Annotated in this window: 27 protein-coding genes; 18 read left to right on the top strand and 9 right to left on the bottom strand. The window is 51.8% G+C overall.

Annotation, left to right across the window (positions count from 1 at the left end; all coding sequences use genetic code 11):
- The first annotated feature begins 127 nt into the window (after positions 1-127).
- From ACFR81_RS04555 to ACFR81_RS04585, 7 genes are all read left to right on the top strand, one after another.
- A complete protein-coding gene (locus ACFR81_RS04555; protein WP_343874726.1) occupies positions 128-985 on the top strand; it encodes a PRD domain-containing protein in 858 nt (285 codons plus the stop codon).
- 297 nt (positions 986-1,282) lie between these two features.
- Positions 1,283-2,281 (top strand): mannose/fructose/sorbose PTS transporter subunit IIA, encoded by a 999-nt coding sequence (locus ACFR81_RS04560; RefSeq protein WP_343874728.1) that lies wholly within the window; start codon positions 1,283-1,285, stop codon positions 2,279-2,281.
- Positions 2,278-3,081, top strand: a complete 804-nt coding sequence (locus tag ACFR81_RS04565) for a PTS mannose/fructose/sorbose transporter subunit IIC (RefSeq protein WP_068169793.1) — start codon at positions 2,278-2,280, stop codon at positions 3,079-3,081. Before ACFR81_RS04560 ends, ACFR81_RS04565 begins: the two co-directional genes overlap by 4 nt.
- Before the next feature lie 9 nt (positions 3,082-3,090).
- Positions 3,091-3,984 carry a PTS system mannose/fructose/sorbose family transporter subunit IID gene (locus ACFR81_RS04570; RefSeq protein ID WP_083147174.1) on the top strand — a complete coding sequence of 298 codons (894 nt, stop codon included), beginning with the start codon at positions 3,091-3,093 and terminating at the stop codon, positions 3,982-3,984.
- Positions 3,985-4,097: 113 nt separating this feature from the next.
- The gene (locus ACFR81_RS04575; RefSeq protein WP_145175894.1) at positions 4,098-4,874 is read left to right on the top strand and encodes an HAD-IIB family hydrolase; all 777 of its coding nucleotides are present in this window, start codon (positions 4,098-4,100) and stop codon (positions 4,872-4,874) included.
- Positions 4,864-5,298: a hypothetical protein gene (locus ACFR81_RS04580; RefSeq protein WP_083147175.1), complete on the top strand. Its 435-nt coding sequence runs from the start codon at positions 4,864-4,866 to the stop codon at positions 5,296-5,298. Before ACFR81_RS04575 ends, ACFR81_RS04580 begins: the two co-directional genes overlap by 11 nt.
- A gap of 159 nt (positions 5,299-5,457) precedes the next feature.
- The gene (locus ACFR81_RS04585) at positions 5,458-7,191 is read left to right on the top strand and encodes a hypothetical protein (protein ID WP_343874734.1); all 1,734 of its coding nucleotides are present in this window, start codon (positions 5,458-5,460) and stop codon (positions 7,189-7,191) included.
- Positions 7,192-7,330: 139 nt separating this feature from the next.
- Here the strand turns inward: ACFR81_RS04585 and ACFR81_RS04590 are convergent, their stop codons facing one another.
- Together ACFR81_RS04590 and ACFR81_RS04595 are read right to left on the bottom strand one after the other, a co-directional pair.
- Positions 7,331-7,732 (bottom strand): hypothetical protein, encoded by a 402-nt coding sequence (locus ACFR81_RS04590; RefSeq protein WP_343874736.1) that lies wholly within the window; start codon positions 7,730-7,732, stop codon positions 7,331-7,333.
- A 32-nt stretch (positions 7,733-7,764) separates the two neighbouring features.
- Positions 7,765-8,187, bottom strand: coding sequence for an Ohr family peroxiredoxin (locus ACFR81_RS04595; protein WP_145175906.1), 423 nt, complete (start codon positions 8,185-8,187; stop codon positions 7,765-7,767).
- A 218-nt stretch (positions 8,188-8,405) separates the two neighbouring features.
- On the opposite strand from ACFR81_RS04595, the gene ACFR81_RS04600 reads away from it, so the two are divergent.
- The 3 genes from ACFR81_RS04600 to ACFR81_RS04610 all read left to right on the top strand — a co-directional run bounded on the left by ACFR81_RS04600 (position 8,406) and on the right by ACFR81_RS04610 (position 11,025).
- Entirely contained in the window at positions 8,406-9,542 is a 1,137-nt protein-coding gene (locus ACFR81_RS04600; RefSeq protein ID WP_343874808.1) for an LLM class flavin-dependent oxidoreductase, read from the top strand.
- A 25-nt stretch (positions 9,543-9,567) separates the two neighbouring features.
- Positions 9,568-10,329, top strand: a complete 762-nt coding sequence (locus ACFR81_RS04605) for a CE1759 family FMN reductase (protein ID WP_343874740.1) — start codon at positions 9,568-9,570, stop codon at positions 10,327-10,329.
- Between the two features lie 207 nt (positions 10,330-10,536).
- A complete protein-coding gene (locus ACFR81_RS04610; RefSeq protein WP_151147097.1) occupies positions 10,537-11,025 on the top strand; it encodes a MarR family transcriptional regulator in 489 nt (162 codons plus the stop codon).
- A gap of 77 nt (positions 11,026-11,102) precedes the next feature.
- On the opposite strand, the gene ACFR81_RS04615 is transcribed toward ACFR81_RS04610, so the two are convergent.
- From ACFR81_RS04615 to ACFR81_RS04635, 5 genes are all read right to left on the bottom strand, one after another.
- Complete coding sequence (locus ACFR81_RS04615; RefSeq protein ID WP_145175915.1) at positions 11,103-11,450, bottom strand: ATPase; 348 nt, start codon at positions 11,448-11,450, stop codon at positions 11,103-11,105.
- Between the two features lie 9 nt (positions 11,451-11,459).
- Complete coding sequence (locus ACFR81_RS04620) at positions 11,460-11,852, bottom strand: hypothetical protein (protein WP_343874743.1); 393 nt, start codon at positions 11,850-11,852, stop codon at positions 11,460-11,462.
- A 196-nt stretch (positions 11,853-12,048) separates the two neighbouring features.
- A complete protein-coding gene (locus tag ACFR81_RS04625; protein ID WP_151147100.1) occupies positions 12,049-12,996 on the bottom strand; it encodes a serine hydrolase in 948 nt (315 codons plus the stop codon).
- 134 nt (positions 12,997-13,130) lie between these two features.
- Positions 13,131-14,303, bottom strand: coding sequence for a biotin synthase BioB (bioB, locus tag ACFR81_RS04630; protein WP_343874747.1), 1,173 nt, complete (start codon positions 14,301-14,303; stop codon positions 13,131-13,133).
- A gap of 92 nt (positions 14,304-14,395) precedes the next feature.
- Positions 14,396-15,148: a hypothetical protein gene (locus tag ACFR81_RS04635; protein ID WP_343874749.1), complete on the bottom strand. Its 753-nt coding sequence runs from the start codon at positions 15,146-15,148 to the stop codon at positions 14,396-14,398.
- Between the two features lie 63 nt (positions 15,149-15,211).
- Between ACFR81_RS04635 and ACFR81_RS04640 the strand changes: the two genes are divergently transcribed.
- The 3 genes from ACFR81_RS04640 (at position 15,212) to ACFR81_RS04650 (ending at position 17,768) form a co-directional block, all read left to right on the top strand.
- Positions 15,212-15,748, top strand: coding sequence for a TetR family transcriptional regulator (locus ACFR81_RS04640; RefSeq protein WP_186303201.1), 537 nt, complete (start codon positions 15,212-15,214; stop codon positions 15,746-15,748).
- Between the two features lie 108 nt (positions 15,749-15,856).
- Positions 15,857-17,230 carry a galactokinase gene (locus tag ACFR81_RS04645; protein ID WP_068169835.1) on the top strand — a complete coding sequence of 458 codons (1,374 nt, stop codon included), beginning with the start codon at positions 15,857-15,859 and terminating at the stop codon, positions 17,228-17,230.
- A gap of 34 nt (positions 17,231-17,264) precedes the next feature.
- Entirely contained in the window at positions 17,265-17,768 is a 504-nt protein-coding gene (locus ACFR81_RS04650; RefSeq protein WP_343874754.1) for an FBP domain-containing protein, read from the top strand.
- A 146-nt stretch (positions 17,769-17,914) separates the two neighbouring features.
- Here ACFR81_RS04650 and ACFR81_RS04655 read toward each other — a convergent pair whose 3' ends face one another.
- Positions 17,915-19,927, bottom strand: a complete 2,013-nt coding sequence (locus ACFR81_RS04655) for an APC family permease (RefSeq protein ID WP_343874756.1) — start codon at positions 19,925-19,927, stop codon at positions 17,915-17,917.
- A gap of 309 nt (positions 19,928-20,236) precedes the next feature.
- On the opposite strand from ACFR81_RS04655, the gene ACFR81_RS04660 reads away from it, so the two are divergent.
- From ACFR81_RS04660 to ACFR81_RS04680, 5 genes are all read left to right on the top strand, one after another.
- Positions 20,237-20,410, top strand: coding sequence for a ribosome recycling factor (locus tag ACFR81_RS04660; RefSeq protein ID WP_145175938.1), 174 nt, complete (start codon positions 20,237-20,239; stop codon positions 20,408-20,410).
- 79 nt (positions 20,411-20,489) lie between these two features.
- Positions 20,490-20,660, top strand: coding sequence for a hypothetical protein (locus tag ACFR81_RS04665; protein ID WP_158004397.1), 171 nt, complete (start codon positions 20,490-20,492; stop codon positions 20,658-20,660).
- 84 nt (positions 20,661-20,744) lie between these two features.
- Positions 20,745-20,930: a CsbD family protein gene (locus ACFR81_RS04670; RefSeq protein WP_151147112.1), complete on the top strand. Its 186-nt coding sequence runs from the start codon at positions 20,745-20,747 to the stop codon at positions 20,928-20,930.
- A 159-nt stretch (positions 20,931-21,089) separates the two neighbouring features.
- The gene (locus ACFR81_RS04675; RefSeq protein ID WP_068169844.1) at positions 21,090-21,392 is read left to right on the top strand and encodes a glutaredoxin domain-containing protein; all 303 of its coding nucleotides are present in this window, start codon (positions 21,090-21,092) and stop codon (positions 21,390-21,392) included.
- An 11-nt stretch (positions 21,393-21,403) separates the two neighbouring features.
- A complete protein-coding gene (locus ACFR81_RS04680; protein WP_343874760.1) occupies positions 21,404-22,243 on the top strand; it encodes a shikimate 5-dehydrogenase in 840 nt (279 codons plus the stop codon).
- Between the two features lie 648 nt (positions 22,244-22,891).
- On the opposite strand, the gene ACFR81_RS04685 is transcribed toward ACFR81_RS04680, so the two are convergent.
- A complete protein-coding gene (locus tag ACFR81_RS04685) occupies positions 22,892-23,653 on the bottom strand; it encodes a rhomboid family intramembrane serine protease (RefSeq protein WP_145175949.1) in 762 nt (253 codons plus the stop codon).
- Positions 23,654-23,705 lie beyond the last annotated feature (52 nt).

Genomic DNA, 23,705 nt, shown 5'->3' on the forward strand with positions numbered 1-23,705 from the left:
CCGACCATGCTATTAGAAACGAGTGCCATAAGCTCCCCTTGTACAAATAATGAGACATCTATAAAGGACTCCCTGGACTAAACTAGAAGTTTAAGGGCGTTAGTTTAAAGGAGAAAGTGAGGGCTCGTTGCGTATTTCCCGCATCTATAACAACAACGTGGCTCTAGCTACTACTTTCTCCGGTGAGCAAACCGTAGTCATTGGGCGGGGTCTCGCCTTTGGCAAGCGTAAAGGGGACATGGTTGACCCTTCACGGGTTGAACAGACTTTTGTGCCCGAGAAGGGCGAGTCCGAGGAACGGCTCACCTGGTCCCTTTCAGAGATTCCCTCTGATATTCTGGCGATTGCTATCGAATTAGAGTCGCGGGTTAAAGAAAGCGGCAATTTCTCCATTTCTCATTCGTTCGTCATTCCTCTAGCCGATCACCTGAACTTTGCAATGATTCGCGCCCGCGAAGGAGTCACCGTGGAATATCCGCTGGCGCTGGAGGTTTCCCAGCTCTACCCGCGGGAAGTGGAATTTGGGCAGAACGCGCTGGCACTCGTCGGCGAAAAAACAGGCGCGACTCTGCCTGCCGGTGAAGCAATCCCGCTGGCGTTGCACCTGGTGAACTCGCAATTTGCTGTCACCGACATGTCGCAGACCTACCGGATGACCGAAATCTTCACGCAGATTTTTGATCTTATTTCTTCGGTGTATGGCGGCTCTATCGACCAATCGTCTATGAGCGCAGCACGTTTTGTAGCCCACCTGCGCTACCTCTTTGTGCGCACCGAAAAAGGCGGTTCGGGACCTTTTCAGGACGCCGGTTCTGCCACGCTGCTAGAGGCGGTCAAGACGTCGTATCCCCGCGCATTCAGATGCGCCCAGAAGGTTTATCTTTTGCTGGAGATGCAGCTCAATCAAGAGCTAACCCAAGATGAGCTGACCTATCTAACCATTCATATTGCTCGTTTGGCGAAGGATTTCTCGCTCGCTGAGTAGGTTGAGTTTAGCTGAGAGATATAAGCCAGCTAAGCACAGCAGTAAGGTGAACTGGCTGGGTCTGGCATGAATCGTCTTTGCGAGCGCTAGCGAGCCAGACGAGAAGGTTAGTTCACCGTTGCTGTGCTTAGTTGGTCTCTTATAAATCTTTCAAATAAACATCGGTAAGTTGAGGTCAAATAATTTTTAAGGGAAAGACTTGCTCTAGAAAGAATCGAGCTGCCGTTCACGCGAGTAAATTATAGGTTGAGTCACACTCACGCATTCAGTTAAAAACCACAGCTGAGAGGACCACCGATGGTCTCTATCATCGTGGCAACCCATGGAGAAGCGGCAGCGCCCCTCCTTGCCACAGCCAAAATGATTCTCGGAGATTTTTCTAACGTCACCCCGGTTACCTTTATGCCGGGTGAAGGTCCAGAAGATCTCATCGAGAAATATGAACGCATTGTTCAAGCTCAACCTGCAGACGAAGGCGTTTTGCTTCTCGTCGATCTTTTTGGTGGAAGCCCCTATAACGCCGCTGCACGATTCGCCGCCGAGCGTGAGAACACCGACGTCGTTTCGGGAGTCAATGTTCCCATGCTGATTGAGGTAATTAGTGCAACCGGCCGAAAGAACGCCACCGTGGAGTCTCTTTCCGCAAAGGCAGTCAAAGCGGGAACCAAGGGTATTCGTAGTTTCCAGCAGATTATGAACCCGCCAACTAATCCCGCTCAGGCGTCTGCAGATACGTCAGCACCGAGCGCGCTCGCTGCCCCCGCTCCCACGCCGTCCGCCAATGCGGTTCCCGGCGGGCACATGAACGTCACGTTCTTGCGCATCGACTCCCGCCTGATTCACGGGCAGGTTGCCGGTAGCTGGGTCAACGACGTCGCGCCGCAAACTCTGATTGCTGCCTCAGATTCCGCCGCTCAAGACAAGTTGCGGAAGACTCTGCTGTTGCAGGTTGCTCCCTCACACGTGAAAACCAACGTGCTCGATATTGCCAAGACCGGCAGAGTCTACAACAACCCTAAGTACACGGGCATGAAAACCATGATTGTGGTGGAAAGCCCCCAAGACGTTCTGCGCCTGCTTGATGAGGGCGTGGAAGTCAATGAAATTAACGTAGGCGGCGTGACGTTCAAAACCGGCATGAAGCAGATTTCGGAAGCTGTATATGCCTCAGACGAAGACATTGCCGCCTACCAAGAACTTGCCCATCGCGGCATCAAAATGGTGATCCAACAGGTACCTAATAGCTCGCGAGAAGACATGATGAAGAAACTCAAAGAGAAAGGCCTGCTCTCATGAGCCCTCTCGAATTTATTTTGGTCATTCTCGTGGCGTTGGTCTGCGGTATGGCTTCGGTTCTGGATGAGCGCCAGTTCCACCGCCCGATTGTTGCCTGTACCCTCATGGGGCTGGTTTTGGGCGATTTGCAGACCGGCATTATCCTCGGCGGTAGCCTCGAACTCATTGCTTTGGGCTGGATGAACGTAGGTGCGGCTATGGCGCCCGACGCCGCGCTGGCATCAACCATTGCAGCATTGGTTGTTATCGAAGGCCACCAGTCCATTGGCGAAGGTATTGCTCTGGCAGTTCCTTTGGCAGCAGCCGGTCAGGTACTCACCATTTTCGTGCGAACCATCACCGTGTTCTTCCAGCACCAGGCAGACAGATTTGCTGCGAATGCTAACTTCAGAGGCGTAGAGCTCATGCACATCTCTGGTCTTGCCCTGCAGGGCCTGCGCGTGGCTATCCCCACCGCCGCCGTCGCTGCAGTTGCCGGAACCCATATTGTGCAGACCTGGCTCGACGCCATTCCCGAAGTCATTACCGGGGGCCTCCAAGTCGCTGGTGGCTTCATCGTGGTGGTTGGTTACGCCATGGTCATCAACATGATGCGCGCTAAAGCACTCATGCCCTTCTTCTTCCTCGGCTTTGTGCTGGCAGCATTCATTCCCGACCTCAACCTGGTCGGTTTGGGCATCATGGGCGCATGTCTTGCGGTCATCTACGTCCAGCTCAACCCCGCATTCCACGATTCTATTGTTGCTCCGGCACCGGCAACCGCTGGCGCTCCCAACGATCTCGATAACGAACTCGAGTAGGAGAACACCATGACTGTTGAAAATACTCAGCCCGCTAGCGTTGCCGCTACCGAAATTGACCCTACCCACCCCGAGCACCCGGCTTTACAGCTCACCAAACGTGACTACGCTTCCACGTATGTGCGCTCCACTTTCCTACTGGGCTCCTTTAACTTCGAGCGCATGCAGGCAATCGGCTTTGCTGTCTCCATGATTCCGGCAATCAAGCGTTTCTACACCACGAAAGAAGACCAGGCGGCGGCACTGAGTCGCCACCTTGAGTTCTTCAATACCCAGCCCTGGATTGCGTCCCCCATTCTCGGCGTAACAGCCGCTATGGAACGCCAAAAGGCTGCCGGCGAAGACATTGATGAAGCTGCTATCACCAACGTAAAAGTTGGCCTCATGGGACCGCTGGCAGGTGTTGGCGATCCGATTTTTTGGGGTACTGCGCGTCCAGTTCTTGCTGCCCTAGGTGCTTCTATCGCTCTCTCAGGCAATATTCTTGGACCCCTACTCTTCTTCTTTGGACTCATGATTATCCGCATGGTAACCCGCTGGTACGGCTTCAAGATTGGCTACGAAAAGGGCGTTGAAATTGTCTCTGAGGTAGGGGGTAATACACTGCGTCGATTCACGCAGATAGCGTCCATTGTTGGTCTGTTTGTGATGGGCTCGCTGGTCTCCAAATGGACTTCCATCAACGTGCCCTTCCAGCTGTCGAGCTATACCGACCAAACGGGCAAAGAAGTTACCACCACGGTTCAGTCGATTCTGGATTCGCTTCTACCCGGCATGCTCGCTCTGCTACTGACCTTCTTGTGCATGTGGTTGTTGCGTAAAAAGGTCAATGCCATCTGGATTATCTTCGGCATGTTTGCCGTGGGCATCCTGGGCTACTGGCTCGGCATCCTGGCACCGTAGACTGGAAACAGCAATGGCCTGAAAGTTTGGTCAATTTTTGAGTATTTTGAGTGTCAAAACGCCCAAAAATTGACCAAACTTTCCAGAGAACCACTTCAATTGGAGAGGAACCCATGCAGAAGCTCATGTCATTCGATCTTGACGGCACGCTCGTCTTCAACCGCGAAATTGAAGAGGCGAATATCGGGGCAATCCGCAAGTGGCAGGACGCCGGACATCTTGCCGTATGCAATACGGGCAAGAGTATTTTTGCCACCAAGGTAGCGCTTGAACCTTACGACATAGCGTTTGATTACTTTGTTCTCTACACCGGTGCTGTTATTTGCGATCGAGATTTCAATATTCTAGAAAAGAAAACGCTCCCACTGAGCATTGTGCAGAAGGTCTATGAACGGCTGTCTGCCATGGATAATGTGGCTGTTTTTGCCACAACTCTTGACCAAGATTTTGAACTGGTGAATCGGGTAGGCGGCGTTTCTAATATTCTGCCGGCTTTCGAATCTCTGGATCCGCAGTATATTCCTCAGCATGAATATGTGGGTGTTCCCATTTGGTCACCCGACCCTAACGTGCGCGCAGAGATTTTTGAGTGGATCCTCGATGAATTCGGGAGCGAACTCGACTGTCACCGTAACCTGGACTTCCTCGATATTGTGCCCAAGAACAGTACTAAGGGCTCCGGATTAGAGGTGCTCCTAGAACAGCAGTTTGCGCACAACCACCCCGAAGTTTTCACTATTGGCGACTCATGGAATGACCTTGAAATGCACCGCATGGCAGACCACGCGGCGTCATTCTCTTATTCCCCTGAGGACGTCCGCGCTGCCACCGAACATGTAGTAGAGAAAACCTACGAGTTTATTGACCGGGTGCTCCTTGATGAACAGTAAACCCGACGCGCAGAAGCCCACTTTTAAGGAAACTTTTATCCAGGTGGGGCAGCGCACCCTCGATAAGGACCGCCAGAATGAAGGGGTATTCATTGTGTCGGTTGCGCCTATCGTGACCGGGTTAATGGTGGTTGCCGCGCTGTTGTATGTCTGGACGCACGGCTGGGGCACGCTCGTGGCATTGGTGTGTGCGCTGATTGTGATGTGGGGGCGCTGGGTTTTACAACGTCAGGCGGCGAAAGATTTTCATGATCTTTATACGTCGAAAGAAGGCTTTGAGAAAACCGGAAAGCCCGAATATTTGGAGTTCATTCGATTGCGTTCTGAGCAAATGTTGCGAGATAACAAGGCGTTGACGAGCGCAGCCAAGGCTGAAGTGCGGTCACTGTTGGCTTATGCGAGGGAGAAGGAAAGTGCGCGTTAACTCCGCGCATAAGTAGTTGAATTTCGTAGCTCCTTAAGGGGACATCCTTCTGATTCGTCACAGATGTACAAAAAATCCCCGAAAAGTTTCCTAGGTTTAGAGATAAAAGCCCCTTTATGAGGGGGTAAACACCCACTCGCACCAGGAGACGCACCCCACATGAAACCCCTCAAAAAACTCAGCACCACCCTCATCACCGCCACCATGCTCATCAGCGCAGCACCAGGCATCGCCCACGCCGCTGAAACCAGCATCTACATGAACCCCAACGCCGGCATTACCAAATACTGGCAAACCAACCCCACCACATTCGGTCAACCCCTCACCAAAGAAAACTGCGTCAAAGGCAAAGGCTGTGAACAGCTCTTCGAAAACGGTCTTATCACCTGGAACACCCGCAACGGCGTCAAAGCCCTCACCGGAGCCGACAAAGCTAAAGCCTTCGAAAACGCCGGCGGCATCGCAAAGTTCGGTGCCCTAGAAGGGGATTCCTGGAACAACACCTACTGCGGCCCTATCGTGACTACTTGGGACGGCACCACCCGCCACCTAGTCGTCGTCGCAGACTCGGCTAAGTCTAAAGCAGGATCTTCCATTGACCTCAATTCGACTGAAGGTATTCAGTGGAAGAAGGATCGTGCGACTTCCGGTAAGTGCTTTGACGCTGTTCCAGAAACTCCTGCAGAGCCTACCGATCCCACACAGCTGGATTGGTCCAAGGCAACCTACGTTGAAAAAAACCAGGCTTTGGTGTTGATGACTGATACCACCGCGTATGTGATTGCTGCTGATGCCAACGGTACCCCTAAGGCTGGTGCTACTGCTTTTGAGGTGCCTTTCATTAAGGTTCGAGGAATCGACGCACTCTATTCCGAGATGGGCTACCCCATTGCTGCTCCCGTGACACACGGCACGGTGACTACTCAAGAATTTTCTGGCGGTACTTACACCTTTGACACTGCAAAGATTAGCTCCTACGACGGCAAGCCGATGTACCCCACCACCTCCATCAACATTGAAGGCGCTAAGGTTCTAGCTAAAGAATCACCGTGGTATACGTTCACTGGTAATTTTCAGCAAATCAATGACCATCTGTATGTAGAAGATATAGGAGATACTCTCTTCGTCTTCAACTCTAACGATGGCCAGGCAACAGAGATGTCTCAGGCTCTCTTTGACGAATACGTTAAGAATCCTGAATTCTTCGGCAAGTTAGGCGTTTACTACTACAACCGTGAAAGTGGTTACACGTCTAACACTTTCCACCCTTCCGAAGGAACAACCTTGGAAGTAAACCCTTCGTACACCGCTTCTTTTAAATACGTACTACGCAATGATGCGGATCTAAAGATTCTCAAGCAGGGTTACATCGACCATGAACCTGCATGGGATTTGCAGGATCCTGCCACAGTGGATTGGTCCAAAGCAACCTACACTGACTACCCCGGTTTACCCGGTGAAGAAGGGGGCGCTCTTTACGTACAAGACCACAACACCTGGATTATCATCAAGGCGAATGCAGACCATACCCCCGTTGCAGGAGCCAAGGCGGTTCGTTCTCAATGGCTAGGAACCTCAGCGTTGGGGCAAGACCGTGGAACCTGGACCCAGTCAACCGAGTGGGAACACGGTGACTGGAACGGATACCCAGAAGAGACTGCCACCCTCGGTGTACCTGTGGCTGAGGCTGAAACCGTAGTGGAAAATGGCGTGACCTATCAAACCCAGCGCTTCGAGCACGGCTCTATCAAGTGGGAAGTTCCTTCAAGCCGTCTGGCCACACAAACTGAAGAGGTGAAGAACGCCGTCATTTCTTTGGACGCCGACGCCAAAGAAACTCTCGAGCAATGGTGGATTGCCAACGTAGATTGGTACAAGCCTCAGGCTAACTAACGTCAATTAAGGGTTAGTCCCTTTTTGGTTCACTTTCGAAAACACACGAACTGCCCAAATATACAGCTAAGAAGCATGTATTTTGGGCAGTTCGTGTGTTTTTGAAGAAGAACTCAAGGCTGTGGAAGCCCTCAAGCGTTTAGTGTGCCTCGGGATGGGCGGCGTACCACTGATTTACAGCAGCTTGAGCGTCGGCGTCAAGAGAAATAACGGCATCTGCGGCACTAGGAGCCAATCGGTTGGTAGTAGCTTCCCACTTGATAGAACCGTGCTCAAACTTCTGCACCTGGTAAGTTACCTCGTTCTCTACCACCGTTTCAGCTTCAGCAACCGGAACACCCAGGGCAGCGATTTCTGAGGGGTATCCGTTCCAACTGCCGTGAGCCCATTGGGTTGATTGAGTCCACGTGCCTCGGCCCTGCTCCAATGCGGAAGTCCCTAACCATTCAGAACGAACCGCTGTGGCTCCTGCAACGGGGGTGTGGTCTGCATTCGCCTTGATAATAACCCCAGGTGTTGTGGTCTTGTACGTAAAGAGCACCGCCTTCTTCGTCAGGCAAGCCAGCTCCGCACTTACTCCTCCACCACGTTCACGATGACGTCGATATTTCCGCGAGTTGCTCGCGAATAGGGGCACATTTCGTGCGCTTCCACCGCAGCTTCGCGGGCGAGGTCCATTTCCACATAGGGTAGCGATACGTCAATGAGAACCGAAAGTGCAAAAAAGTCTTCGGAATCGATTCCAAAGTTGATGCGCGCCTGCACCGAGGACGCCGTGGCATCGAGCTTTCGGCGCTCAGCTACAAGTTTGACTGCCTGATGAAAACAGGTGGCGTACCCCAGGGCGAAAAGTTGCTCAGGGTTGGCACCCTCACCGGTTCCCCCGAGTTCTTTGGCCAAACTCATCTCTATTTCTAGGGTGCCGTCGGTGAGGTAGGCTCGCCCATCGCGGGCTGCTCCTACAGAACGAGCCTCAGTGCTGTATTTAATGTCCATTACGGTTTCCTCACCGTTTTCATCACTTATAAACCTTTCTTCCAGGATACGAATTAAAAGCTTTCATTTTGAAATTCTCGGATGAGTTGTTCAAAAATGACGATTTTTTGCACCCTACCTTCCTAATACTTTCGAAATCAATACTTTATATAGAAAGTATTTAGACATAGGATAAAGACATACACGAAGACCATACAATCCTAAGGAACATCATGAACATGCAGTTCGGAATCTTCACCGTTACCGATATCACCCGCGACCCCACCACCGGCAAAACCCCTACAGAATACGAACGTCAGAAAAACATCGTCGAGATGGCAAAACACGCCGAAGAGGTAGGACTAGACGTTTTTGCCGTCGGGCAACACCACAACCCGCCCTTTATCGCCTCCTCCCCCACCACCACGCTTGCCTACATTGCAGCGCAGACTGAAAAAATCCTGCTCTCTACCTCAACCACACTCATCACCACCACAGACCCAGTGCGTATTGCTGAAGACTACGGCACCCTTCAGCATCTCACCGATGGTCGCATGGATCTCATGCTGGGTCGCGGCAACACCGGCCCCGTCTACCCCTGGTTCGGTAAAGACATCCGCCAAGGCGTCAACCTCGCCATCGAAAATTACAACCTGCTCTACCGCCTCTGGCATGAAGAGCGAGTGAACTGGGAGGGCCACTTCCGTACCCCGCTCAACGGCTTTACTGTTACCCCTCAGCCGCTGGACGACGTCGCCCCCTTCGTATGGCACGGCTCCATCCGCACTCCCGAAATCGCTGAACAGGCCGCCTACTACGGCGACGGCTTCTTTCACAACAACATCTTCTGGAACAAAGAGCACACCGAGCAGATGATTAACCTCTACCGCGAGCGCTACGAGCACTATGGTCATGGCAAGGCTGAGGAGGCATACGTCGGCTTGGGCGGTCAGGTGTTTATGAATAAGAATTCTCAGGATGCGGTGCGTAAATTCCGCCCCTATTTTGACAATGCTCCGGTATATGGTGGCGGACCTTCACTGGAAGAGTTCACTGAACAGACCCCGTTGACCGTGGGTTCACCGCAGCAGGTGATTGAGAAGACTCTCTCATTCCGCGAGTATGCCGGTGATTACCAGCGCCAGCTTTTCCTCATGGATCATGCAGGGTTGCCACAGAAGGAAGTTCTCAAGCAACTCGATATGCTCGGCGAAGAGGTCGTTCCGGTTTTGCGCGAGGAGTTTGCTAAAAACCGCCCGGCAAATGTTCCTGATGCTCCTACTCACCAGCTGATGGTGGAGCGCGCCCGCGCAGGTAAGACTCCCATTGCTGGGGGCGGACATGATGCACCTGCCAACCAGCCTTCCAAAAACTAGTTGAATCTATGATGAGGAGTTCATCATGAAACCCTTAAAAATCCTCACGATTACCGCAGGCCTGTCTGAACCGTCATCCACCGCTTTACTGGGTGAACAGCTCAGCGATGCAACCCAGGAGAGTTTGGATATATTGGGCATCTCAGCCAAGTTCACATCGATTCACTTACGCAGTCTTGCCAAAGACATCACTAACCATTACCTCACTGGCTTTCCTATGGGTGAGCTTGCTACAGCGCTGGATGCTCTCACCGAGGCAGATGCGGTCATTACCGTCACCCCTACCTTCAAAGCTACTTACACCGGGCTTTTCAAGAGTTTCTGGGATCTGGTGGACGACGAGGCGATGGTCGGCAAACCAGTTTTAGTTGCCGCGACGGGTGGCACCGCGCGTCATTCCCTGATGATTGATACTGCACTGCGCCCGCTTTTTGGCTATTTCAAAGCTCATGTGGTGCCGACCGGGGTATTTGCTGCGACCGACGATTTTGGTTCTGATACGTCTTTGCAGGGCAGAATCAATCGCGCGGGAGCAGAGTTAGCCCAGATGTTGGCATGGAAATTAGGTTCGCAGACGGCTCTGACTAAAGAGGGTACATCAGAGATAGAAACAGCCCCGGTTGACCCCGCATCAGAGGAAATTTTTGATGATCTAGACGGGGTGAATAGTGGTGACTTCTTTGGGATTGCCGTGGAGAAACAGCCCCGTCAGGAGCACAAACACAAATCACCAGGATTGAAAGAGCTTACTGTTACTCCGTTTGAGCAACTTCTCAAGAATCTCTAATCCGAACCAATAAGGAGGGTGAGTTTCGTCTAGTAATGGGGATTGCCCCCGCCCTCTGGTTGCATATACAACCCTAATTTGAGAACATTCTAGATGAATCAAATGACTACACCTGTCTATAAATCGGCAAGGTGTAGTTGTTGAATAGGTTTGTTAACCACTCAAATGACGGGATAGCCATCTATTCCAGGAGGGCTAAAAGCACCCATGTCGAACTCACATTCTTCCCCTCGTGCTGAATTCCCCTCTACGAATTCAGATCTTTGGCACCTGTACGTTCAAACATATAGCGGCATCGCCTCATACCTCGATAAAGTTCTGCGTAAACAGGCGAACATCAAGCTCGATGATTTCAACATTCTCACAGTGCTCACTCAAGGCGGTATTCAGAGTGATCCGCCGCAGGTGGTGCGCATGGGAGAAATCGCTGCAGACTTAAGCGTTTCCCCTTCCCGCCTGACGTATCAGATTGAGCGTCTCATTCACCTCGGCTGGGTTGACCGCATACCGGTAAAAGAGGACCGACGAGGCAAAGGCGTATTCATTACCGATGCAGGATACAAGCACTACATGAATGCGCGAGCTATTCATACCGATCTCATGGATACCGTGGTCATGGCTGGTCTCAACGCTAAAGAGGCTAATGCCCTTGCCTCGGCGTTGAAACATATGCGCCAATCCGTTCAATTCGACTAAGGTCGCCACGTTTTTATACAGCAAAGACCCCCTCACTGCGAGGGGGTCTTTGCTGTTTTACCTCAGAGGTAGATACCCTAAGACTTTTTCTGCGGAAACACCCGGTAGGAATCAGTGACTTTTCCGCTGGGAGTAACTGAATTATTTATCGTCCGCTCTGCAGAGGGTTCTTCTGCGGCGTCGTGTTCAATAACGTTTCCGTGGTGCTCCTGCGCCGAAGCTTTAGGTACGGTGCCCACGCGTTGTGCCTGATGCAGATACTCTCGATTAGCCAAGACCACCAGGGCTAAAGCATTCAGCGCTAGACCAACAATGAAAATCATCCAGCCGACGACCATAAAGCGGGAACCGGCAAGAATCCCACCCACAATCAACGCAGCGATAGAAACGAGGTAGGCAGGAGAAAGGAGAAACTTAGTTTTCACGGTGCTTCCCTATCTGTTACGGGGGCGGGGTGCACGGTTACGGAAAATCTTCTCCTCCGATTCAGGAGCAGACGACGCCGCGACAGAAGAAACTACTGGCTGCGCCTCGGTGTCTTCTTCTGGTTCGTAGGCGTATTCTTCCACGGTTTCTTCTTCAAATTCTTGGGATGCACGGCGTGAGGCAGCAGGGCGATGCTGTTCAGTAATCATTGCCGGCAGTGGGCCACCTTTGGCGCGTTGAATAGAGACCATGCTGGCAAAGACATTGAGACCCAACGCAATAAGTAGAATGAGCCATCCCAGAACAGTGAGTACTGTTGAAGTCGCGCCAATCATGAGCGCAGCTACAAAAATCGCTACCAGGGAAGTGATAAACGCAGGGGATAAATCTTTGGTGTTCATTGTTCCTTGAGTGTTGGTATCTATGGGAGGGACCCGATATACACGGTGTAAAAATGCAAGTTTTACATCATTTATTTTTCATTGAAGCTTCACCTCAATATTCCCTCAAAGACATATAGAGTTGAAAATAGACGCTTTTCTCAGTCTAAGCTATGTTCCTGGCAGTTTCTTGAATACCTTCTGAGAGCGAATAAATTCATTCCGCCAGGAGGCGCATAGCGGTTTCAACCGCTTTACTGGCCAGGTGTTGCCCTTCTTCTTGCGCTTTAAATCCAAAGACCATCACCGAAAGAGCAAAGGTCTTATCGCGATAAAGAACCACACCGTCAGAATTGATATACCACTTACCCAAATCATTTGGTAGCCACCCATTTTTGCAGAGAACCTTTTGGGCGACTTCCAAGTCGGTGGAATCTGCGCCAGCGCCTTGCAGTTTTCCGAGCACGCCCACGCCCCAGCCCTGCGAGGCAGAGTCTGAGGCAGTCATTGCTTCTCGCAAAATCTGCATATCTTCGCTACCTATCCAGTTCACGCCCTCATACACGGCGCGAGAGATTTTCAGGTGATCTTCGGTGCCGGTGAGATTAGCGCCCCATCCAGCATCGGCCCGCGTCTGATTTATTCCTAGCCGGTTATAAGTGGTATTTACTTCTCCGGCACGATTTTCGTCAGTATCTGCAAGGGAACCAAAGACGGCTGCTGTGGCGTCGTTATCAGAGAACCCAATACTTGCCTTCACTGCTTTTCGTAAATCTTCAGAAAGAGCACGCCCTCGGGCGAATGCCTGCCGCATAGCACTCAGCGCCAGTGGCACTTTCACCGTTGAAGCTTCATACCCGCGATACTCGGGAGTGAACACAAAGGTTTTCTGATCCGCATAGTTGTAGAGACTCAGTGAAAGGTTTTCAGCCCCCGCATCCTGCTGCAAAGTCCACAGAGCTTCTGCAAGATCTTGATAAGACCCCCGCGGATTTCTCTGCTCACCCTGTTCCTCTCGTACATAAGCCGAATATTCAGGGGTCAGCATCGAACATCCCGCCATTGCAAACGATAAACCACCTGCTCCCATCAGGGTCACTAAATGACGCCGGGTAAGCATAGCGTTTGGAGAGTTGCTAAGAATGGGGTGTGCGGGTGCGTTCATAGGAAAAATTTATCAGGTAAAAAAGATACGGCGCATAAACCCAATAGCCTAAAAATGAAAGACGACCCCATTGGAACAACCTATGATTACTAAAATAATCTGTAGGTTGCCTCACTAGAAACGATGGGAAAGGTTTAGGCATTAGGCGCAACATCGGTCCCTGCTCCTCGTTTTCGCGGAACAGGTAATGAAGAAAACTCCCCTTGACCCCCGCACCCTCCAGACGAACTACATGGTGCCGTTCCACATGAGTTATTGCTAGCTACCGACTCCAGCTTTTTCTCACGCAGAATCGCTTCATGCTCCGCTACGAGATTCCTATCTTCGGCACCAAGTACTACAAACCCACCATCCTGAATCATCTTCAAATCATCCAGCGCAGACTGCCCTTCGGATGTCAGATAGTCCCCCAAGAACAACGAATTCACCACATTTAAGGCAAGCCCTTGAAGCGAACGCAAATGCATTTCACGACCACCCGCCATGCGCAGCTCCTTCTCAGGATTAACCATTCGAACAGCACAAAGTATTCGAAGGCAACGAAGCGGGGTGAGCTCCCAGGTGTCTTCAAGAGGGGTGCCAGCGAAGGGCATGAGAAAGTTAACGGGGATTGAATCTCCCTCTAAATTTTTGAGAGCAAAAATCGCCTCGACCAGTTGTTGGTCTGTTTCTTTCATACCAACAATGAGACCCGAACACGCAGAAAGTCCAGCTTCTTGAGCTGCAGAGACAGTGTCGACGCGTTCCTGATATGTATGGGTGGAACAAATATTTTGGTAATGGTCTTCGCTCGTGTTGAGGTTGTGATTGTAAGCATCCGCCCCCGCCTCAGAGAGACGTTGCGCTTGACCTTCTTTGAGAATTCCTAGGCAAGCACAGACTTCTGCTTGGGGGTATTCATCTTTGAGGTCTTCAATCATGGTGGCAACTCGCTCTACGTCGCGATCAGTGGGGCCTTTCCCGGACGCCACCATGCAGATACGGCTGGCACCCCCCGCAATTCCGTACCCGGCTTGCTCCACTGCCTCCTGAGGCTTCATCCAGGTATATTTCAGAATTTCAGCTTGCGAACCCAGACGCTGGGAACAATACCCACAATCTTCAGGACAAAGCCCCGATTTAAGGTTGACTAGATAGTTCACCTTAACAGTATTAGAAAAATAATAACGTCTTAAATCCGATGCTGCTTCTACAAGGGAGAGCGTCTGCTCGTCAGAAGCCGCGAGCATAGACAGCGCCTCCTCGCGAGTAGTTGGGTTGCCACCGGCGAGAATACGTTGCGAAATTAGCTTAAAGTTATGGTTCATAGAGTTATTCAATCGATAATTTGAACACTGTTCAAATTATGAAGCCCTATTACCCTGTATATGAAGTTTAGGCAGTTTTCTCGACGTAAATTTTACGCTCCGCACCCTCCTGCACCGCAGCCGCAGTTACCGCCGCAACCGCCAGCACCCTCGGCATCGTCCTCGGCAAATACTTCATCGGCGTAGCTTTGCGCGTCTTCCACACCTTCGGACTGCAGGTAGGAAACATACTCTGCCGCCAAATCCCGCTGCCCAGCACCAATAATCGAGAGCCCTGCGCTATCCAAAAGCTGCAAATCTTCAAAAATAGCGCGCGGTTCAGAAGCAGGGACATCTCTCAGATACAGAGAGTCCACGCAATGAAGAGCCAACGACTGTAGCGAGCGCAAATGAAGATCCCGGCCTTCTCCCACGCGAAGGCTCTTGGCAGGGGCGGCAATGCGAGCCGCCGCGAGAATGCGCAAACACTGCATTGGGGTTAGAGCAGAAGAACCGGGGGCCTCCACCTCTTCATTGGGCACCAGAAAATTGACGGTAATCCGCTGCGCGGCGTCGTCCTGAGTCAGCGAGAAGATTTGTTGCGCTAATTCTTCTTGACTCTCCGATGCGCCTACATTGATGGCGTAAGGCTCTTGGGGGCGGTCCTTGCGAACCTTCCCCTGCGCGTCCAGAAGGTTTACTACCTCAATAGTGTTTTGAAAGAACATCCGGCGGAATTCAGCGGCAAATTCAACCAGAGCGAACGTCGCACCGGGTCCGGCGGTGACCATATCAAGGACATCCTGCGCGGTTGCTTGGCCTCCGGCGCGTAGTTTCTGGGTAAGTTCTGCAAAGTTGAGTGTCATGTTTCCATTCAACCGCATTTTGAATGCAAATCATTCTTTTATGTCACGTTTTACAATGAACAGGTGGCTTTATCACGCGAAAAAATATTGAGTACCGCCTTTGACCTCCTTAAGCAGTATGGCCTGGCGGATCTTTCGATGCGTCGTTTAGCCACCGAATTAGGTGTGGCACCGGGGTCTATCTACTATCACGTCAAAAATAAGCAGGAGCTGTTGGCTTCTCTCGCCTCAAGGATGCTTGGCGATATTCGATGCGAGGGCGCCACGCCCACCGCCGCCCTGATGGCAGGCGCCAGAGAGCTGTACCGGCAACTTGCCCAGGTGCATGAAAGCGCTGAAGTTATCCGCATGGCGCTGGCAATGCACCCTAACGAACTCGCTTTCTTTTCCGAGAGCCAAGAACTATTTGAGGCTCTATCTCTCAATGCAGAACAGGGCCAAAATGCCTCTCGCGCACTACTTCATCTCTGTCTCAGTCTGATGGAAGAAGAGCAAACCCGCGCCCTACTCTGCGGCAGTGCGGTCCCCGAGTATCCACCGTCGCCCTATATCGACGCCGTCCACGCACTCCTGCGCGGCTGGGTGCCCTGCACATCTTAAGATTTTCTGTACACCCCGGAATATTTCCACCGGGACTAAACTTGTACCCTACGGCGCTTTGATTGGGCGCCGAGAGCAACAGCTCTCCCCCGTAACGAAAGTTAGCGCATGACTAAATTTGCCGAGCCAATCTGGGGCGCTCTGCCGGATCACAAAGGTCAGGTAGAAAAAGTACGCCAGGCATTCATCGATAAATATGGTGAAGAACCCGACGGCGTATGGTCCGCCCCCGGGCGCCTTAACCTGCTCGGCGAATACATCGACTTCCTTGGGGGATCATGCATGCCCATGCCCTTGCCCTACCGCACCTATGTGGCAGGAAAAATGCGTAGCGACGGGGTACTGCGCGCGTCGTCCCTTCAGATGCCGGGGGACGAACGCACCGTAGTCATCGGGGAGATTAAACCTGGTTCGCTCAAAGGCTGGTTCACCTATGTTGCTGGAGTGGCATGGTCTATGAACCAAGAGGGCGGAAAAGACATTGCTTTGCCCCTGAATTTTGGGGCTGACTTGGTCATTGATTCGCGCGTTCCAGTAGGCGGGGGGCTGTCCTCCTCTGCTGCTCTAGAGTGCTCTACCGCCCTCGCGCTGCTCGACCTCTCCTGTCCCCTGCGAGAGGGTTGCTCCACCACCGAGCCACTTCCCTCCAACCGCGGGCCTGAAAACGACGAACTCCGGGCACGCCTGGCACAGGTCTGCATTCGCGCAGAAAACGAAGTTGCCGGCGCCCACACCGGAGGTCTGGATCAGACTACTTCGTTGCGCTCACGCCCGGGTAAAGCACTGGTGATTGATTTCCGAGACTTCTCCCTCCAGCCCGTGGAAGCAGACCTCAAATCGGCAGGACTTGCATTCCTTGTCATCAACACCAACACCCCGCACGAGCTCTCGGGAGATGCTTTCGCGGTCCGCCGGCAAGCCTCCGAACTCTGCACGCAAGCCCTGGAACTGGATTTCTTACGCAACGCGCTCCCCGAAGATCTCACCTGCGAGGGCATGAACGAGCGTCAAGCTAAGCTGTGGCGGCTCAATCTGGTGGACGAATCCACCACGTTGGCGCTCGACGCCGTCGAACGGCAACACGGCACGCCGTCGTTCCCCAGGGGCTGGATTCGCCATGTTTTCCATGACATGTGCTTGGTTGAACGAGCCGCTTATCTGCTGAAAAATTCCCAGGAGCTTGGGGCAGGTGCATGGACTGAACTGGGGCATCTTTTCACCGAATCGTTTGTTTCGATGCGTGATGAGCTTCAGGCATCTCGGGAAGAAATAGATGTCGCAGTTTCTACGTGTATAGAAAATGGGGCGCTGGGCGCCCGGATTGTGGGTGGAGGCTTCGGTGGCGCAGTGATGGCACTAGTGAACCGCAATGAACTCAAATCGACGGCGCAGGCTGTTGCCAATACTTATGCGAAGAAGGGCTACTCCGACCCGGAGTTTTTGCCTATGGTGGCGGGGTTCGCTGCCGATAAAGACCTTTAGTCTTCACTGACTTACACCCGAAAGGTATATTCCCATGCAGACATATTCAGAAGCCGCGCTGCGTAAAAGCTTTATCAACTGCACCAAAGGTGCATCTCAGCGCATCAACATCCCCAAAGAGGTTCTTTCTACCGACTGGGCGAATGAGATTTTTCTGAGCTGGACCGACCCGAAATCGCCCCAGAATGCTTATGTGGTGGCAGAAACGTCTAAGGGGCTTCAAGGCTTAGTGATGGAGCGCAAAAAAGCTCTTGCCAAGGGTGGCGCGCGCATGTGCCAGTTCTGCCTCACACTCAATTCTTCGACCGGTGTTTCATTGATGTCGATTCCCACCGCGAAGTCGTCGAAAGAGAACTACGGCAGCATCGGAACCTATATCTGCACCGATTTAGAGTGCGTTGCCTACACTTTGGGCAAGAAGAAACCCGAGGGAATCCGCCAGATGGAAGAATCCCTCACGCAGGATGAGAAGATTGCCCGCTTGTTAGAGAACGTCCAAGGGTTGATTGCGCGCATTGAAGAAAGTTTAAAGAAATAAGCTGTGTATCTTCTCGCGCGCCTTCTCTCCACTGTGCCCTGCGTGTCCCCCCCCTCCCCAGTTTGTATCAAACTTTGAGGGCTGTACCACGCTTTGTGTGGTACAGCCCTACTTTTTGATACAAACTCTCAGCACCCGCCGTTTCGTTAGGAAACGTGAACCACCGGACGACGGCGGATCTTGGGTTCTGCGCGCCGGAGCACCTCGTGCGTCGTGGGCGCAACCTGGCCTTGACCAAAGAAGAGGAAGGCGAGGAAGTTCTTTAGCGGCGACCCAGCAGCCCAGTCGAGGTAAACGTGGGGAACAGTTCCGGTCATATCGCGGATTTCTAATGCAAGGGCGGAGATGTCGTTGGCGATAGCGGAACCGGATGCCGCAAGAATCTTCTGATCCCCTACCATAACTCCCTTGACCATAATGTCTGAGCGGAAAGTGGAGGGGTCCATCACGGCGATTTCGAGGAACATAACGTTTTCGACGTCGCCAATATGGTGCGCCCACTCTTCACGTCCGCGCTTTTCCATATAGTCGGCGAGGTTGAAATTGTCAGGTCGGTGAGCGATGAGGTGGATGGGGACGTCTGGCTTTTCCATGATGAATTGCATAGCTTTTTTGTCGAAATGCACGCTTTCGATACGCAGTTCATAGGCACGCATAGCTCGCGAGATGAAGGAAACGATGAGTATTCCACAGATAAAGAAGCTAGAAATGCGCAGGCCTTCGGGGCGTTCGATGATGTTTGCCACCGTGGTGTAAACGAAAACCAGGGTGATTACCGAGTAAAACACCAAGGCATAAGGCTCGTGTTTTTTCTTCGCCGAGAGGGTTACGGCGAATGCAGCACTGGTCATCAATACCAGCACACCGGTGGCGTAGGCGCCGCCCTGGGCTTCAACGTCAGCATCAAAAATCAGGGTGATGACGAAAGCTACGGCGATAAACACCAGGGTGAGGGGGCGCGACGCGCGGGACCACTCAGGTGCCATACCGTAGCGAGGCAGGTAGCGGGGCACGAGATTGAGAAGCCCACTCATGGCTGAGGCACCGGCGAACCAGAGAATTAGGATGGTAGAGATGTCATAAACAGTGCCGAATACTTCGCCAAATTGCTGGTGGGCGAGGTAAGCGAGCGCGCGTCCGTTGGCATGACCTCCTGCTTGGAATTCTTCTTGGGGAATCAGCAGAGTGGTGGTGAAACTGGAGGTAATGAGTAGAACGCTCATGATGAGCGCGGCGGTAGTGAGTAGTTTTTTGGTATCACGGACGCGGTTAGCGATTTTTTCGGTGGGATTAGCACCTTTTGCACGAATTTGGGGCATAACGACCACGCCGGTTTCGAAACCACTCATACCGAGGGCGATTTTGGGAAACACCAGCACGATGAGTCCGATTGCTAGCCATTTGTTGCCGTGGGAGGCGGTGAGCCCTGTCCACCAGTCGATGGTACGGATGGGTTCGTGGATGATGTGAGTGATAGCACCGATGATGACTACCAGGTTGACAAGCAAGAATACTGCGACCAAAACAATAGAAACACCGATTGCTTCTTTGAATCCTCGCAGGAAGACTGCTGCCAGCAATCCGAGGAATACTAGCGTAATGAGTACGTGGTGACCGTGAAGAAATGAGGGTACGAAGGGGTTGGCTTCGAGGTGCTCTGCGGCATCGGCGGCGGAGAGCGTCATGGTAATCATGAAGTCTGTGGTGGTGAAGCCCAGAAGCACGAGTACAAAAATTTTGGCTGGCCAGCGGGAAAGTAGTCGCTCTAGCATGTGAATGGAGCCTGCACCGGCGGGTGATTCGGCGGCTACTCGGCGATAGATGGGTAGCGCGCCGAAGAGGGTCACAATGACTAGGACGAGCGTTACCAGGGGGCTAAGTAGGCCAGCAGCGAGGGCTGCGATAGCGGGTTGATAGCCTAGGGTGGAGAAGTAGTCTACGCCAGAAAGGCACATGACCTGCCACCAGGAGTGCCCCTCTTTATGGGGGTGCCGTTTGCCGTGTGGTCCGGGGAGGTCGGCTTTGAGTTTGGTTCCCAACATCCAGGATTTGGTAGATTCTCGCATTTTATCGATGCGTACTGAACCTTGCCGTGTTTCAGGATCGCTGTTGTGAGCACGAGCAGCGATTTTGTACTGCTGGTTTTTGAGAGACCCCATGTGGAAGGGACCTTTCTATAAGTACGCTCGGGTGTGAGTCCGAGGCGCAAACTATTTTGACTTAGCGAGTATACGCCCGCTGGCATCAGACACGCCGAGCCCTAACCGATAAATTTTAGTGATTCGCGTCCTGCTTATCCCTGATTTTGCAGGGTAGATAGGGTGAACTGTATCTTTTATTCCATTTTTGAAACATAAATGATTTACAAATCAGATTATCGCTCAGTAGACTTAGTATCAGTTCTTCTCAAAGAACGATTGAGGGCAAATATGAACATTGCCTCGTCATTTAGTGGAAAGGATTGAATCATGGGCTTTGATGTAGACGGTCTCAAAGACAAAGCAAACGAAGGTATTGACTCCGGCAAAGACGCAGTAAACGAAAAGGCTGGCAAGGACGTCGTCAATGACGACCACACCAACACCGCCAAGGATAAAGCGGGCGAGCAGATTGATGGTCTCGGCAACAAGTTCGGCAAGTAATCTTTGCCTTTAGTTTGTAGCTAAAAACCCCGGTGGTCCCGGCGGCTTTTAGCATATCTAGGCTTTTTGAGGAGTAATTATGTTGGAAAAAGATAATATCGAAAACCAGGCTAAAGACGGCATTCCCTCAGCTAAAGAGGCAGTGAAAGATAACGCAGGTCAGGAAGTTATCACCGAAGCTCAGGCAAACACCTCAAATGTTGAGGCTGACCAGCAGATTAACGACGTGCGCGAGCGCTTCGGAAAATAAATTTCCAGATATTTTTCAGGTGATTCTCGGTTTTCAGAAGTATACTTAGAAATACCAAGTAGGCAATACACAAGGAGGAAACCCATGAGTGCACAGGATAAATTGAACGAATTTGCAGGCAAGGCAAAAGAGGGTATCGGCAACGCTACTGGCAACGAAGAGCTGAAGGCTGAAGGTCAGACTGACCAGGCTCAGGCTAAGGTTGCCGATGCGGCTAACAATGCTAAGGACAAGGTCGAGGGTGTTAAGAACTCCCTAAAGAACGACTAAGTTCGCCTCTTTTATTTAGGTGGTGCTCCCTTCGAGGGAGCACCACCTCTTGTTTTAACGAGGCAGAGTACCGCGTGGTATTTAAAGCATTTTTCCTTTTCCGAGCGGATACTAGGCTTAGAAATGGACTAGATACAACTAATTAGAGGAGATTTCTTCATGGAACGCGCACAAGCAACACAGGCTGAAGCCGAGAAGGTCATTGAAGACGGCGGAGTGGTTATTTACTGGCGCCCCGGTTGCCCTTTCTGCGAGGCATTGGATTCTGGCTTGGGTGAGACTGGCGATGACGCTACCTGGGTGAATATTTGGGAAGACGCCGACGCCGAGGCATTCGTAAAATCTGTCAATGATGGCAACGCCGTGGTACCTACAGTGACTAATTCTGAGAAGTCTTTTGTAGCTTCATCTTCCAAAGCACCGAAAATTGTGTCCCTGATGATCGAGAAGTCAAAGAAGTAGGCGTTATTTCCATGGATATTTCCCACAACAACACTTCGCGCCCGCCACTCAACCGGGATACCACCGTGTGCATTTCACTCTCGGGGCGCCCGTCGAATCACGGTATTAAGTTCCACAACTATCTCTATGAAAAGTTCGGGCTTGATTTTCTTTACAAGGCAATGACTACCTCTGATATCGAAGCAGCGATCGGGGGTGTAAGAGCGCTCGGCATTCGTGGTTGTTCCGTTTCCATGCCATTCAAGCAGGCTGTTATTCCTCTGGTGAATGAGGTGGACCATTCAGCGTCTGTCATTGGTGCAGTCAACACGATTGTGAATACTGATGGCTATCTCCATGCGTACAACACCGACGTGATTGCGGTTGCCTCCCTTCTGAAAACTCATCATGTCGCCCCGTCTCTTCCCTTCATTTTGCAGGGTTCTGGCGGTATGGCGCGCGCTGTGGCAGGTGCTTTTTATGACGCCGGGTTCAAGCGGGGCACGATTGTGGCGCGTAATGAGCAGGCGGGTAAAGAGCTAGCTCAACAGTATGGCTATGACTGGATGCCTGAAGTGGGTTCTTTAACAGCTCCTGTAATTGTGAATGTAACCCCTCTTGGAATGGAAGGTGGTCCAGAGAAAGACACCCTTGCCTTCCCCCAGCCCACCATTGAGGCGGCGGAGGTAGTGTTCGACGTCGTCGCTATGCCCGTTGAGACTCCCCTCATTCAGGCTGGACGCGCGGCAGGTAAGGAGGTCATTACCGGCGGCGAGGTGGCTGCGCTCCAGGCGGCTGAACAGTTTAAGTTGTACACCGGTGTGGAAGTTTCTCCTGAACTGGTGGAAGAAGCAGAGGCTCAAGCTAACTAGATAGACCATTCGGCTGATCTCTTCAGTGAAGCATTCGTGAGAGACAGTAGAAATTGATGAGGGGCCGCTCCTTTTCGGGGCGGTCCTTTTTGTTGCACCTATAGCGTTGTTGCGCAATCGAATATTTTGAAATTACAAAAAGTCCACAAGTCTTTTTTAAAGTTATCCACAGGTGGGGATAAAATTGGGGAAAATGGTTACACCCGTGTAATTACGCGAAAATTAAAGACTGATTTGCCGGTCTCCACAGCCTATTCACATTTATGGAATTACAGTACTGTAGTTATTAACAGCTGTGGATAAGTTCTGTGGATAGAAGCTTATATACCTATTAGGCGAATCTTTTCCTTCCCTTCGCTAGCATCTGTAGAAATCGGAGTCACCCTGCCAATGAAGAAGAAAATCCTTCCCTCTTGGTTCTAGGAGTCATCGTCTTTCTCCTCGCCGTGTTTTCTTCTTTTCTCTTACCTCACCAAGGAATGATTACAAGTGTCAGCATCGCGGTCCTCGGAATTTTGGGAATACTGTTTATCAACAGAGACAAATTTCGGAGTCTTTAGCTCTCCTCTCGTTGAGGTACGAAAAAGGGTTAACTTTTTACTCAAAAGTTAACCCTTTTTCGCACTTCAATGCGTGGGAGGAATGTTTTTACCGCCGTGGCGCTCGCAATCTCTGCAAGAGCATGGTCACGATAATGCCGGTGAACAGCCCACCTAGGTGCGCTTGCCAGGAAATTCCCGGCATGATGAACCCGAACACCATGTTGATAGCTATCAATGTCAGGATGGGTGTGGCATTGGCTCCTCTCATGCGAGTGAGCACAAAAAACGCGCCAAATAGACCAAAGATAGCGCCCGATGCACCCACCGTATTGACGTTTAAATCTCCAGTGAGTGCACCCCATATCCACACACCCAACGATCCGCCCACAATAGAGAGCACATATACCAGGAGGTACTTCCAGCGCCCCATCATGGGTTCTATCGCGCGACCAAACAGCCAGAGCGAGAACATATTCAACAGCAGGTGCGTCGGTGAACTTTGAGCATGCAGAAAACCCGACGTCAGCACGCGCCACCACTCGCCCGTCATCTCCACATAGAGCGGGTTAAAGAGAAAATGAATGAGCATCCAGCGACCAGGAATGAATTGCTGCAAAAGATAGGCAAGAATGTTGAGTCCAATCAGCACAAAAGTTACCAGCGGCGCCGTCGTTGGGCCGCTTCTCACCTTGTTTTGACGGCGGTGCTCGTCTCTGCAGTCCACGCACATCAATCCCACTTCTAGCGGAACCTGGCATTCTGTGCAGGTGGGTCGGCCACATCGTCCGCATCGGGTGTATGTCACTCGGTCAGGGTGGCGCGGGCATGTAGTAACCTGCGGTGATTCTTCAAAATGGTGTTCAGTCACTGATTTACCTATCTCAGGGGTACTGTTCCAACGGCTGAGGTATATAAAAGGA

This window comes from Rothia amarae (genome assembly GCF_042677725.1).
GTDB lineage: Bacteria > Actinomycetota > Actinomycetes > Actinomycetales > Micrococcaceae > Rothia > Rothia amarae.